This window comes from Erythrobacter sp., assembly GCF_011765465.1.
Classification (GTDB): domain Bacteria; phylum Pseudomonadota; class Alphaproteobacteria; order Sphingomonadales; family Sphingomonadaceae; genus Erythrobacter.
On sequence record NZ_CP050265.1, the window covers coordinates 118,223 to 130,665 of the forward strand.

The 12,443-nt window shown below is 67.5% G+C and carries 10 protein-coding genes and 1 tRNA gene; 4 read left to right on the forward strand and 7 right to left on the reverse strand.

The genetic code is table 11. From position 1 onward, the window contains the following. The first annotated feature begins 47 nt into the window (after positions 1 to 47). Positions 48 to 2,138: a bifunctional (p)ppGpp synthetase/guanosine-3',5'-bis(diphosphate) 3'-pyrophosphohydrolase gene (locus tag G9473_RS00635; RefSeq protein ID WP_291134981.1), complete on the forward strand. Its 2,091-nt coding sequence runs from the start codon at positions 48 to 50 to the stop codon at positions 2,136 to 2,138. 1 nt (position 2,139) lies between these two features. Here the strand turns inward: G9473_RS00635 and G9473_RS00640 are convergent, their stop codons facing one another. Genes G9473_RS00640 through G9473_RS00655 form a run of 4 tightly spaced genes read right to left on the reverse strand, consistent with a single transcriptional unit; the run spans position 2,140 to position 4,314 of the window. After that, positions 2,140 to 2,658, reverse strand: coding sequence for a CBS domain-containing protein (locus G9473_RS00640; RefSeq protein ID WP_291134983.1), 519 nt, complete (start codon positions 2,656 to 2,658; stop codon positions 2,140 to 2,142). Then, a complete protein-coding gene (locus tag G9473_RS00645; RefSeq protein WP_291134985.1) occupies positions 2,655 to 2,846 on the reverse strand; it encodes a hypothetical protein in 192 nt (63 codons plus the stop codon). Before G9473_RS00645 ends, G9473_RS00640 begins: the two co-directional genes overlap by 4 nt. A 35-nt stretch (positions 2,847 to 2,881) precedes the next feature. Beyond that, positions 2,882 to 3,196, reverse strand: a complete 315-nt coding sequence (locus G9473_RS00650) for a DUF1905 domain-containing protein (protein ID WP_291134987.1) — start codon at positions 3,194 to 3,196, stop codon at positions 2,882 to 2,884. Further along, a complete protein-coding gene (locus tag G9473_RS00655) occupies positions 3,193 to 4,314 on the reverse strand; it encodes a peptidylprolyl isomerase (RefSeq protein WP_291134989.1) in 1,122 nt (373 codons plus the stop codon). The genes G9473_RS00650 and G9473_RS00655 overlap by 4 nt, the downstream gene beginning before the upstream one ends. Positions 4,315 to 4,544: 230 nt before the next feature. On the opposite strand from G9473_RS00655, the gene G9473_RS00660 reads away from it, so the two are divergent. After that, positions 4,545 to 4,635, forward strand: a tRNA-Ser gene (locus tag G9473_RS00660). 15 nt (positions 4,636 to 4,650) lie between these two features. On the opposite strand, the gene G9473_RS00665 is transcribed toward G9473_RS00660, so the two are convergent. The 3 genes from G9473_RS00665 to G9473_RS00675 are packed head-to-tail and all read right to left on the reverse strand — an operon-like array spanning position 4,651 to position 10,431. Next, positions 4,651 to 6,099 (reverse strand): efflux transporter outer membrane subunit, encoded by a 1,449-nt coding sequence (locus G9473_RS00665; RefSeq protein ID WP_291134991.1) that lies wholly within the window; start codon positions 6,097 to 6,099, stop codon positions 4,651 to 4,653. Continuing rightward, positions 6,096 to 9,296 carry an efflux RND transporter permease subunit gene (locus G9473_RS00670; RefSeq protein WP_291134993.1) on the reverse strand — a complete coding sequence of 1,067 codons (3,201 nt, stop codon included), beginning with the start codon at positions 9,294 to 9,296 and terminating at the stop codon, positions 6,096 to 6,098. The genes G9473_RS00665 and G9473_RS00670 overlap by 4 nt, the downstream gene beginning before the upstream one ends. A gap of 10 nt (positions 9,297 to 9,306) precedes the next feature. After that, the gene (locus G9473_RS00675; RefSeq protein ID WP_291134994.1) at positions 9,307 to 10,431 is read right to left on the reverse strand and encodes an efflux RND transporter periplasmic adaptor subunit; all 1,125 of its coding nucleotides are present in this window, start codon (positions 10,429 to 10,431) and stop codon (positions 9,307 to 9,309) included. Between G9473_RS00675 and G9473_RS00680 the strand changes: the two genes are divergently transcribed. Then, the gene (locus G9473_RS00680) at positions 10,430 to 10,738 is read left to right on the forward strand and encodes a hypothetical protein (protein WP_291134996.1); all 309 of its coding nucleotides are present in this window, start codon (positions 10,430 to 10,432) and stop codon (positions 10,736 to 10,738) included. The genes G9473_RS00675 and G9473_RS00680 overlap by 2 nt on opposite strands. A gap of 80 nt (positions 10,739 to 10,818) precedes the next feature. Beyond that, positions 10,819 to 12,435: a L,D-transpeptidase family protein gene (locus tag G9473_RS00685; protein WP_291134998.1), complete on the forward strand. Its 1,617-nt coding sequence runs from the start codon at positions 10,819 to 10,821 to the stop codon at positions 12,433 to 12,435. Positions 12,436 to 12,443: the final 8 nt, after the last annotated feature.

A 12,443-nucleotide genomic window follows, 5' to 3' on the forward strand; every position in this document is an offset into this window, starting at 1 on the left:
CCCTTAGCGCTTGCCCAGCGCGCGGGCGCGGCACATATTCACAGCCTATGCTGCGCCAGTACGAACTCGTCGAGAGGGTAAAGACCTACGATCCCGACGCCGATGAGGCGGCGCTCAACCGCGCTTACGTCTACACCGTGCAGAAGCACGGGAGCCAGAAGCGCGCCAGCGGCGATCCCTATTTCAGCCACCCGGTCGAAGTCGCCGGGCTGATGACCGACCTGCAGCTCGACCAGGAGACGATCATCACCGCGCTGCTCCACGATACGGTGGAGGACACGCTCGCGACGATCGACGACATCGAGGCGCTGTTCGGTCCCGAAGTCGCGCGGCTGGTCGATGGCGTCACCAAGCTTTCCAAGATCGAGGCCATGCCCGAGAACGAGCGGGCGGCGGAGAACCTGCGCAAGTTCCTGCTCGCCATGAGCGAGGACATCCGCGTGCTCCTCGTCAAGCTCGCCGACCGCCTGCACAATATGCGCACGCTCCACTTCATCAAAAAGCCGGAGAAGCGCCAGCGCATCGCGCGCGAGACGATGGACATCTACGCCCCGCTCGCCGAGCGGGTGGGAATGTACGAATATATGCGCGAGATGCAGGCGCTCGCCTTTCGCGAACTGGAGCCCGAAGCCTACAACACCATCACCAAGCGGCTCGAACAACTGCGCTCGCAGGACGGCGGGCAGGTCGATGCGATCGCATTGAAGATCAAGCAGGCGCTGGCCGAGGCCGGGCTGAAGGTCGAGGTGATGGGGCGCGAAAAGCACCCCTATTCGATCTGGACCAAGATGAGCGAGCGTCACGTCTCCTTCGAACAGGTGACCGACATCATGGCGTTCCGGGTCATCACCGAAAGCGAGGCGGACTGCTACCGCGCGCTGGGCGTGCTGCACACGACGTGGCAGTTCCTCCCCGGCCGGTTCAAGGACTACATCTCGACGCCCAAGACCAATGGCTACCGGTCCCTGCACACCTCGCTGATGTACGAGAACTCGATGCGGGTCGAAGTCCAGATCCGCACCCGCGAGATGCACCGCCGCAACGAATTCGGCCTCGCCGCGCACTGGGCCTACAAGCAGCACGACAAGGCCGACGGGCAGGTCGGCTGGCTGCGTGACCTCATCGAGATCGTCGATGCGAGCCACGATGCCGAGGAACTGCTCGAGCACACGCGCATGGCGATCTACCAGGACCGCATCTTCGCCTTCACCCCCAAGGGCGCGTTGTTCCAGCTGCCCAAGGGCGCGACCTCGGTCGATTTCGCCTTCGCGGTCCACACCGACCTCGGGCTCGCCATGGTCGGCGCGAAGATCAACGGGCGGCATATGCCGCTTCGAACCCCGCTGGACAACGGCGACGTGGTCGAGATCATCAAGGGCTCCAATGCCGAGCCGCAATTGTCGTGGCTCGGCTTCGTCGTCACCGGCAAGGCGCGCGCCGCGATCCGACGGCAGGTGCGATTGAAGGAACGCGCCGAGGTCGCCTCGATCGGGGAAAAGCTGTTCGACGAGATCGCCGCGCGTGTGCCCGCCCGGATCGGCAAGAAGGCGATCAAGGCCGCGCTCGAACGGCTCGAGATGGAGGAGCCGGAAGACCTGATGTTCGCGATCGGAGCGGCCAAGCTGACCGACCGCGAGGTGATGGAAGCGCTCGTCCCCGGCTGCACCGCCGATCTCGAGGAAGAGGAGGAATGGCCGAGCCGCGAGCGCGTCATCTCGATCCGCGGGCTGACGCCGGGGGTCGCCTTCGAACTCGCGCCGTGCTGCCACCCCGTGCCGGGCGATCGCATCGTCGGCATCAGGCGCAAGGGCGAGACCGTGCTGGTCCACGCGATCGATTGTCTGGAACTTGCCAACGGGGTCGATACCGACTGGCTCGACCTGTCATGGGGCAAAAGATCGCAGGGCGCGGTCGGCAGGCTCGGCGTGACGCTTTACGACCGGCCCGGCACGCTCGCGGAAATGGCGGGCATCTTCGCCCAGAACAAGGCCAACGTCACCAGCCTCGTCCAGACCCAGCTCGACCACCCCTTCACCAGCTACGAGATCGACGCCGAGGTGCAGGATCTTGCGCACCTCACACGCATCCTGTCGGCCCTGCGCGCGAGCGATGCCGTGGCGCAGGCCGAGCGGATGTGATCTAGCCCACGAAGGCGAGGACGATCAGGACCACCGCGACGGCGTAGACCAGCCCGCCGAAGACGATCATCAGCGGGTTGAAGGCGGGCGTGAGCGTCGCCTGCGCCATCTGCGAGAACTGGGTAAGCAGCTGCGGCCAGGTATAGCTCACGAAATCGCCCTGGCTCATCACCGAGACGAGGCGATTGTCCTCGTCCACGATCGGCAGGCGGCGGAAACGCTCGTTCGACATGACCTGCAGCCAGTCGAGCACGTTGTCGTCCTTGTGCGCCATGCGCACCTCGGTCGTCATCACCTCGCTCACCGGCGTCGTCCTGGGGTCGCGGCTCTCGCCGATCACGCGGCGGAAGATGTCGCGTTCGGTCATCACGCCGAGCACATGGCGATCGCCATCGGTGACGATGACCGAGCCGAAGTTCTTTTCCGCCATTTGCGTCACGGCATCATAGACCATCGTTTCGGGCGAAACGGTGAGCGGCGGGGCCTTGCTGGCGAATTCCTTGCGGTCGGCGATCTTCATGTCAGCATATCCTCATGCAGCCAGGCGTAGCGGCGGTGGCCCGAGGCATCGCGCGTCAGGTCGAGCGCGCCGCGGCGGCGGAAGAAGCGCGCGAAGGGACCGGCCGAAGCGGCCTGCGGATTGCGCGCGCGGAAATGGTCGGGGCGGGGGTGCGGGGACGAGCCCGCGCTGTGTGCTTGGTCCGTCATACATAGGTTAATGAGGGACTTGGGCCTGCGTTCCCTCAAAAGGTCAGGGTGACTTCGGCCTGTTCTCCGGGCGCGAGATTTTCGGCCCGCATGACGGTGCGCGATACCAGCAGGATCCACTCGCTCCGGCCCTTCTGGGGGAAGACCGAGGTGCGCCATTCGCTCGCCCCGATCCGCGCCGTCACCTTGAGCGAGCCGAACCCGCGCCTGCGGCCCGTCTCGAGCTTCTCCATCAGCGCACGGCCCGCCAGCGCCTTGGCTTCCGGCCCGGTGAAGGTGACGAGGTGGTATGTCCCCCGCTCTCCCTGCCAACGGGTGAGGGGAAGGGTGGCGGAAAGGCTATCGCTCACTCCCCGTCCGCATATTCGAACTCCCGCACCGGCACCGGGATGTTGCAGATGTCCGCTCCGCCCGCGGGCACGATGAAGAACGGATCGCGCCGGTTTGCGCGTGCCTCGGCGTAAGCGGCGAAGGTCTCGCTCTCGGTCGAGAGATATTCGTAGAGCGGCCGCTCCTCCTCCGGCAACTCGCTGGCGATGCGGACCGAGAGGATGGGCGTGCGCTTGTCCTTCTCCTCTTCGCTGTAAAAGCCGAGCGCGCCCGAGCCGCGCGGCAGGCTGGAGAGGTGCTCCATCCCCCCGATCACCCGCCCGACCAGCGCGATGTTGCGATCGAGATGGCGCGGCGCATGGCCGATCACGGTGTAGAGTTCCGCGCCCGATCCGGTGTCGGGCGAATAGTTCCGCCCCACGCCGACCATGCCGTAGCAGTGGACGGGCCATGCTTTCGGCTTTCCGTCTCCGCGCGTTTCCTCATTGGGGTCGAGGCCCAGCGGCCAGCCTTGGTAGAAGGAATACATCGCGGCATAGGGATCGGTCAGGAAGGCATCGGATTTCTGCTCCTCGCTCGGGTTGGAGGAGGGGCCGCCATCGCTCTCGATCCCGTCAAGCGCCAGGCGCGCGCGCATCCTGGCCCGCAGGGTCTTCTCGAGTTCCTGCTGGACTCCTTCCGGCAAGCTGGGCGCGTATGCGTCCTCTACCATTGTCGCGAGGCCGACTGGCAGCGGCTTCGCCGCACCGTCGCTTTCGGGATTGTCGTAATTGGGATCGCCCCACTGGACGACGTAATTGTCCTGCACCCGGTTGACGCTCGTCCCGTCGTACCAGCGCTCGCGCGCGAGCAGGCGGATGTTTTCGACCCAGCCTTGAGAGAAGGGCGGCGGCATCAGCTGGATCACCACCTTACGCGCGTTGCCTTCGGCGTCCGGCGCGAGCGTCATCACCAGCAGGTCTTCCGGCGGGATCACCACCCAGTCCTCCTGCGGCGCGGCGTTGACGATGTCGGCGGGACCGGGCGCCGTTTCTTTCTGCGCTACCGCTTCGCTGTCTGAGCGCGATTGCGCATCCTGAGCGGCGATCGGCAGGGCGAGGACGAAGGCCGCAGCGGCGGCGAGGAAGGCGTTTCTCATGAAGAGGGTGTGCCACAGGCCAAACCCAATCAAAAACCCCTTTCCACGCGTTTTCGAGGGCGGAAAGGGGTTTTCGAGGAGGCGTTCGCAGGGAATGCCATTCCGCGCAGCGCCAACCTGAGCGATTCCCATACCACAAAACTGCGATAGACCCTACCACCATGGAGCCCGAGCGCCTTGCGAAATTGTCCGTTCGTGGCTAGACGGCCCGCCTTGCCCCAGGGAAGCGCGGAGCAGTGGCCGAGTGGTCGAAGGCGCACGCCTGGAAAGTGTGTATACGGCAACCCCGTATCGAGGGTTCGAATCCCTCCTGCTCCGCCAGCTTCCCGGCCCGCCTCAAGGGCCAATGGCATCCCCGCCTCGCGCGGCCTGCGCGAGATCCTCGTCGCTCCAGCCCCCGCCGAGTGCACGGTAGAGATCGACGAAGGCAAGGTCGCGCTGCAACCGGGCGCGGGCCAGCGACAGTTCGCTCGACAGCACAAGCCGCTGCGCGTCGAGCACCGAGATGTAGCTTACCACCCCGCCGCGAAAGCGCAGGTCCTGCAGGAACAGCGTGCGCCGCGCCGCGGCCAGCTGGTCGGCAAGCGGCTCGATCTGCGCCTCGCCCGCGCGGTAGGCATAGACGGCGGCGTTGACATCGAACAGCGCGCCCTGGACCGCCCGGCGATAGCCGATAAGTGCCTGTTCCAGCTGCGCCCGCGCGACCCTGACATTGCCCAGATCGCGCCCGAAATTGAGGATCGGCAGGCGCACTTCCGGCCCCCACGAATTGAGCGAGGAGGACGCGCCGTCATCGAACAGCGAGCCGATCTCGGTCGAGGTCCGCCCGACGAGCGAGGATAGCCCGATGGTGGGGAAGGGAAAGCGGTTGGCGATCGCCACCCCTTCGAGTGCGGTGGCGGCGGCGAGCTGCTGTTCGGCGGCGATCACGTCGGGCCTGCGCGCGAGCAGATCGCTCGGCACGCCTGTGGGCAGGGGATAGGCCCCGATCCCGCGCGCCTGTCGCTCGGGATCGAAGGGCGCAAGGTCGATCTCGGACGGATAGCGCCCCAGCAGGACTGTCAGCAGGTTCTCCGCCACGAGCCGCGCCTGCACCACCTGCGGCAGCAGCGAGCGCGTCCCGGCAAGCTGGGCGGTGGCCTGCTGCACCTCGCTGTCCGAGACGACGCCCTGGCGGTGGAGAAGCTCGACCAGCTCGAGCGCTTCTTCCTGCAGCGCGATGTTGCGCGCGAGGATCGCCTCTTCCGCCTGGAGTTCGCGGATCGTCAGCCACGTCGCGGCGACCTGCTGGACGATGGTGGTGACGATCGCCGCCCGGCTCGCCTCGCTGGCGAGCAGCTGCGCGCGCGCGGCTTCGTTCTGGCGGCGGATCTTGCCGAAAAGGTCGACCTCCCAGCCAAGCACGAGGCCGAGCGTGAACACGCCGTCGTTGGAATTGGGCTGCGGCTGCGCGCCGGTCGAGAGCGTCCCGTCGATCCGCGGGAAGAACCCGCTGCGCGCGACCAGCAGGCGGGCGCGGACCTCCTCGATCCGGGCGAATGCCTGCTGCAGGTCAAGATTGCCGTCGAGCGCCTCTTCGATCAGCGGGCGCAGTTCCGGGTCGTCGTAAAGCTCGAACCACGCGGTGTTGGCGGCGGTGCGGGCTTCCTCCGGGGCGAGCGCGACCGCGTGTGTTTCGGGCAGGGCGAGATCGGGGCGTTCGTAATCCTCGCCCACGATCGCGCAGCCGCCGAGCGCGGCCGCGAGCGCGCCGAGCGCGGCGATCCTCGAAGCGCGCCGGATCACGCGGCCGCTCCCGCGGGAAGGGGCTGGGCCGGGCCTTCGGGATCATTTGCGGGGGGCGGTGTCTCGTCCGCCCCCGGCGCACCGCCGAAGAACCGCTCGGTCAGGCTCTGGACGATCACGTAAAGCGCGGGGACCACCAGCACGGCGAGGATCGTGGCCGCCAGCATCCCGCCGAACACGACCGTGCCGACCGACTGCTTCGAGGCAGCCCCCGCGCCGCCGGCGATCAGCAGCGGGATCACGCCCATGATGAACGCGAAGGAGGTCATCAGGATCGGGCGCAGGCGCTGCACCGCGGCCATGCGCGCAGCCTCCGCGATGGGCTTGCCCTCTTCGCGGAACTGCTTGGCGAATTCGACGATCAGGATCGCGTTCTTGGCCGACAGGCCGACCAGCGTGACCACCCCGATCTGCCCGTAGACGTTGAAATCGAGCCCGCGCAATTGCAGCGCGAGAAGCGCCCCGAGCACGCCGAAAGGCACGGCCAGAAGCACCGCGATCGGGATCGACCAGCTTTCGTAGAGCGCGGCGAGGAACAGGAAGACGACCAGCACCGACAGCGCCATGACCACGGTTGCGGCATTGCCCGTCTCGACTTCTTCGGCGGTCACGCCCGACCATTCGTAGCCATAGCCTGCGGGCAGCGTTTCCGCCGCGACCCGTTCGAGCGCGGCGACGGCATCGCCCGAGGAATAGCCCGGCGCGGGCGCGCCCGACAGGTCGGCCGAGCGGTAGAGGTTGTAGCGCGCGGTGAAGCGCGGCGAGGCGCCCTTCTCGATGCTCACCACCGCCGACAGGGGGGCCATCCGCCCGGTCGTCCGGCTGCGCACGTTGACGAGGGCGAGCCCGCCGATGTCCTCGCGGTAATCTGCGTCCGACTGGACCATCACCTTGTAGTTCTTGCCATAACGGGTAAAGTCGTTGACCTGCGACCCGCCGAGCAGGATGCCGAGCGTCTGGTAGACATCGGTGAGTTGCAGCCCCAGCGCCTTGGCCCGCTCGCGGTCGACGGTGAGCTGGTAGTTCGGCGTGCCCGCGCTGTAGGTGGTCGAGATGCGCCCGATTTCCGGCTGGCTGCTTGCCTCGGCGAGAAAGGCCCGCGTCACGTCGGCGAGGTCCTTGGGCGATTGCCCGGCGCGCGCCTGCAGCATCATCGAAAAGCCCGAGGACGCGCCGAAGCCGGGCAGGGCAGGCGGGCCGAACCCGAACAGCATCGCCTCGGGCGTGGCATAGCCGATCATGTTCGCCTTGCGGATCAGCGCCGCGGCGGAGGTCTCCCCGCCGCGCTCCTCCCACGGGGCGAGCTTGGCGATCATCAGCCCGGCATTGGGCGCGGCCGTGCCCGACAGCACGTCGAAGCCCGAAATGCTCATCACCGCCTCGACCCCTTCGAGCGAGCGCAGCTTGCCCGAGAAATCGCCCAGCACCTCGCCCGTGCGCTGCGTGTTCGAAGCATCGGGCAGCATCGCCTGCACGAAGAAGGCGCCGACATCCTCGTCCGGCACGAAGCCCGTGGGCGTCACCCGGAACAGGATCACGATCCCGCCGATGACGAGCGCAAGGAACACCGCGACCCTTTTCAGGCTGGTGGTGGTCATCCCCACGAAGCCGTCATAGCGCGCGGTCAACCGGTCGAACCCCGCATTGAATTTCGCGAAGAAGCGGTCGAGCATATTGCCGCCTTCGCCGTGCTCCGACTTGGGCTTCAAGAGCAGCGCGGAAAGCGCCGGGGTCAGCGTGAGCGCGACGAGCGAGGAGAACAGCGTCGAGACCGCGATGGTCAGCGCGAACTGCTTGTAGAGCTGCCCGCTTACGCCCGGGATGAAGGCCATCGGCACGAACACGGCGGCCACCACCAGCGTCGTCGCGACGATCGGGGCGGAGACCTCGTCCATCGCCTGCCGCGTCGCCTCGCGCGGGGAGAGTCCGAGCTTCTCCATCTTGAGTTCGACCATCTCGACCACCACGATCGCGTCGTCGACCACGATGCCGATGGCCAGCACCATGCCGAACAGCGAGAGCGTGTTGATCGAGAACCCGAGCGCCTGGTAGGCGATCAGCGTCGCCAGCAGCGAGACCGGCACCGCGAGCATCGGGATCAGCGTCGCGCGCCAGCTCTGCAGGAACAGGAAGACCACCAGCAGCACGAGGATCAGCGCGTCGCGCAGCGTGTTGGCGACCTCGGCGATCGATTCCTCGACGAACAGGGACGAATCGTAGACGATTTCGTAGGTGAAATCGGGCGGGAAGGCGGCCTTCAGCTCTTCCAGCCGGCTTTTCAGCTCCTCCGCCGTCGCCATCGCGTTCGCGCCGGGCGAGAGCGAGACGCCGATCGCCGCGGCGGGCAGGCCGTTCAGCGAGGCTTCCTGGGCATAGCCCTTCGCCCCCAGTTCGACCCGCGCGACATCGCGGATGCGGACCTGCGAGCCGTCGGCGCCGCTCCGCAGAACGATGTTCTCGAACTGGCTGGCCTCGTTCAGCCGGCCCTGCAGTTCGAGCGAATACTGGAACCCGCTCGCTGTCTCGTTCGGCGGCTGGCCGACCGCGCCGGGCGCGGCCTGCGCGTTCTGTTCGCGCACGGCGGCGACCACGTCCATCGGGGTGAGCCCGAGCGCCGCAAGCCGGTCGGGTTTCAGCCAGACCCGCATGGCGAAGGGCGATCCGAACACCGAAACGTCGCCCACGCCCTGCACGCGCTTCAATTCATCGACGATGATGTTGTCGAGGTAGTTCGAAATGAAGGTCCGGTCATAGGCGTTGCCGGGCGAATAGAAAGCGGCATACATCAGCGTGTCGGACGAGGCTTTCTTGACCGTCACACCGAAGTTCTGGACTTCCGCCGGGAGCTGCGGCGTCACCTGCGACACGCGGTTCTGCGTCTCGACCGCGGCGATGTCGGCATCGGTCTCGAGGCTGAACTGCACCGTGATGACCGAGCTTCCGTCCGAACCCGACACGGAGCGGATCGACTTCATGCCCGTCACGCCGTTGACCTGCGAATCGATCGGGGCCGTCACACCCTCCTCGACCACGGGTGCGCTCGCGCCGGGATAGGCGGAGGTGATCTTCACCGTCGGCGGGGCGATCTCGGGGAACTGCGCGACCGGAAGGCTGGTGAGCGAGAGGTAGCCGCCGAGCGAGAGGATCAGCGCGATGACGATCGCGAAGACCGGGCGGTCGATGAAGATGCGGGCCATGCGCGCCGCGCTACTTCTTCGCCGCGCCCGCGCCGGGAAGCGGGATTTCCGCACCCATCGGGACCGGCTGGACCTTGACGCCGGGGCGGACCTTGGCGAGCCCTTCGACGATCACGGTCTCGCCCGGTTCGAGCCCTTCGCTGATGATCCATTCGCCCGCGGTCTGCACGCCGACTTCGACGCGGCGCTGTTCGACCGTGTTGTCCTCGCCGACGACCATGACGAAATAGGTTCCGAACTGCTCGGTCACCGCGCGGTCGGGGACGACCAGCGCGTCCTTGCGGTTCTGCACCCGGATACGCACCCGCCCGAACTGGCCGGGGCGGATCTGCTGGCCGGGATTGGGGAAGATGGCGCGCAGCGCATAGCTCCCCGTGGTCGGGTCCACCGCGCGATCGGCGAAGTCGATCGTGCCTTCCTGCGGCATCTCGGTCCCGTCGGCGAGCACCAGCCTGAGCCCGCTCGAGGCATCGGCGCGCTCTTCGGGGCTCAGGCGGTTGTAACGCAGGAGCTCGTCCTCGCTGGGGCTGAAATAGACCTCGATGCGCGAGGAATCGGAAATCCGCGCGAGCTCCAGCTGGCCGGGCGCGACGAGCTGGCCGACGCTGACCGAAGCCTTGCCGATGCGGCCAGAGATCGGCGCGCGGACCTGCGAATAGGACAGCGACAGCTCGGCATTGCGAAGACCTGCGCGGGCGGCTTCTACCTGCGCGTCGCCGGCCTTGGCGGCGGCGACGGCGTTGTCGAAGACCTGCCGCGCGATCGCGTCTTCGGCCACCAGCGGTTCGTAGCGCGCGACATCCTCGCGCGCGCGGGCGGCCTGCGCCTCGGCCGCGGCCAGCTCGGCGCGGGCGGCATCGCGCGCGGCGGCGTATTCCTGCGCGTCGATCACGAACAGGACCTGTCCCTTGCGAACCAGCGCCCCGTCGCGAAAGCCCTGCTGCACGATCGTGCCGCCGATCCGGGGATAGACCGCGACTTCGCTCCCGGCACGGATTTCGCCGATATATTCGGCATAAAGCGGGGTGTCCTGCACCCCGACCTGCTGGACGCGGACGGGGACCGGCGGCGGCTCGCTGGGGGCGGCAGCCCCGCAGGCGGCAAGCATCAAGGCCAGCGAAAGCGCTGCTGCCATGCGAAACCGGAACACCCTCATCGCGACCTCCCCCAAGGCCAGACTAGCGAAGGACGCGGGCGGCACCCTGTCCGATTCGAACCGGGAAAAACCCGGCATCGAATGCGACAATAATCAACAAAGGTTAGGTTGCAACTCGATTGCGAACCGCGAGGCCGGCCTGCGCGCTTCGCCGCCGCCTGCCCATTCCAACGGTGCGTTGGTGACGGGACGGATTCCTCGCTTTCGCGGGGCGGCCTTCGCTGTTCATCCCGGGCTGCACACGCTGCCGGCCGGCAGGCGCCGCCGCCTGCCAAGCGCGCGTTGAAAACTGATTTCGATCAGTATTCCATCGCAGGATCAGAGACTTCCGCCGGGAACGCTATGTCTGTGCGCCGTTGAACAGGCATGGCCCTTTTGCATGACACCTCCTTCGCCCGAACCTGCGCGCGCACCTTCGTTCCGGCTGCCGCCCTCGTCATGGCCCCCGCCTGCGACGGAGCCGCAAGCGATGCAGCAGCGCTCGGCGCGATCGATGCCGCGGGCACGACGGAAGGCGAGGCCCAAGACGCAGCGGCCGGTCTCGTCGCGCCGCGGGAGGTCGAGCGGGCGGCGCTCGAGAAGGCGGTCACCGACGAGCGGGTGCGCGCCCTTTACGAGGCGCGCGGATGGGAGGCGGCCTGGACCGACGAAAGCGCGCGGGCGCTGGTCGGGACGCTGAAGGACGCGGGGCGGCACGGGCTCGATCCGGGCGACTACCTGCGCTCGCTGCAGCAGGCCGCACGCAGCCCGGCGGCGCGCGAGGCGGCGCTGACAGCGGCCGCCTTTGCATATGCCGATGCGCTCGCAGACGGCCGGGCCGATCCCACTGCGCTATTCGAGACCTACACGCTCGACCGGCCCGATATCGACCTCTCCGCCGGGCTCGAAAGCGCGCTTGCCGAGGGGCGTGCGAGCGAATGGATCGAAAGCTTTGCTCCCGACACCGAGGAATATCGCGCGCTGTCCGAAGCTTTCCTCGAAAACGCCCGCAAGGCCGCCGCCCGCGGCGACAGCACGATCGGCGGGGGCGACCTCATCCGCCCGGGAAGCAGCGATCCGCGCGTGCCGCAGATCGCCGAGAGGCTGCGCGCGAAAGGCTATCTGGGGGAGGCGCGCCGCGGGAATGTCCCTGAGACGCGCTTTACGGAAAGAATGGCCGACGCGCTGCGCGAAATGCAGCGCGATTTCGGGATCGCCGACGACGGCATCGTCGGACCCGACGCGCTCAAAGTGCTCAACACCGCCGCCGAGGAACGCGCGCGCCTGCTCGCGGTCAATCTCGAACGCCTGCGCTGGCTCGAACGCGACCGGCCGCTGACCCGGATCGATGTCAACATCGCTGCCGCGCGGCTCGACTATTACGAGGACGGGGCGGTGGTCGACAGCCGCAAGGTGATCGTCGGCCAGCCCGGCTGGGAAACCCCGCAGCTGGGCTCGCCGATCTATCGGCTGGTCGCCAATCCGACCTGGACCGTGCCCAAGTCGATCGAGCGCGAGGAGATCGAGCCCAGGGGAGCGGGCTATCTCGCGCGCAACAACATGGTCCGCCGCGATGGCTGGATCGTCCAGCTTCCCGGACCCGGCAACGCGCTGGGCGAGGTCAAGTTCGACATGGAAAACGACCAGGCGATCTATCTTCACGACACGCCCGCGGTCAGCCTGTTCGAGCGCAACCAGCGCCATTTCAGCCACGGTTGCGTCCGGGTCGAGGACGCGCCGGGCTTCGCCCGGATGCTGGCGCGCGAGGCGGACGTGATAAGCGAATACCGCCCCGCCAAGGCAAGCGGCGAGGAGAGCTTCGTCCGCCTGCCGCAGCAGATCCCCGTGCGCCTGCTCTACCGGACCGCCTTTGTGGGCCGCGAGGGCGAGGTCGAATACCGCACCGACGTGTATGGCTGGGACAACCGCATCGCCCAAGCGCTCGGCTACGAACCGCGCGAGGCACCGCGGATCGAGATCTCGGTCAGCGATGTCGGGCCGTGAGGCGGTGT

What these genes read in the sequence shown, in the direction of transcription:
- G9473_RS00635 (WP_291134981.1), top strand. Translation starts at nt 48, where the DNA reads ATGCTGCGCCAGTACGAACTCGTCGAGAGGGTAAAGACCTACGATCCC.
- G9473_RS00640 (WP_291134983.1), bottom strand. Translation starts at nt 2,658, where the DNA reads ATGAAGATCGCCGACCGCAAGGAATTCGCCAGCAAGGCCCCGCCGCTC.
- G9473_RS00645 (WP_291134985.1), bottom strand. Translation starts at nt 2,846, where the DNA reads ATGACGGACCAAGCACACAGCGCGGGCTCGTCCCCGCACCCCCGCCCC.
- G9473_RS00655 (WP_291134989.1), bottom strand. Translation starts at nt 4,314, where the DNA reads ATGAGAAACGCCTTCCTCGCCGCCGCTGCGGCCTTCGTCCTCGCCCTG.
- G9473_RS00670 (WP_291134993.1), bottom strand. Translation starts at nt 9,296, where the DNA reads ATGGCCCGCATCTTCATCGACCGCCCGGTCTTCGCGATCGTCATCGCG.
- G9473_RS00680 (WP_291134996.1), top strand. Translation starts at nt 10,430, where the DNA reads ATGCGAAACCGGAACACCCTCATCGCGACCTCCCCCAAGGCCAGACTA.
- G9473_RS00675 (WP_291134994.1), bottom strand. Translation starts at nt 10,431, where the DNA reads ATGGCAGCAGCGCTTTCGCTGGCCTTGATGCTTGCCGCCTGCGGGGCT.
- G9473_RS00685 (WP_291134998.1), top strand. Translation starts at nt 10,819, where the DNA reads ATGGCCCTTTTGCATGACACCTCCTTCGCCCGAACCTGCGCGCGCACC.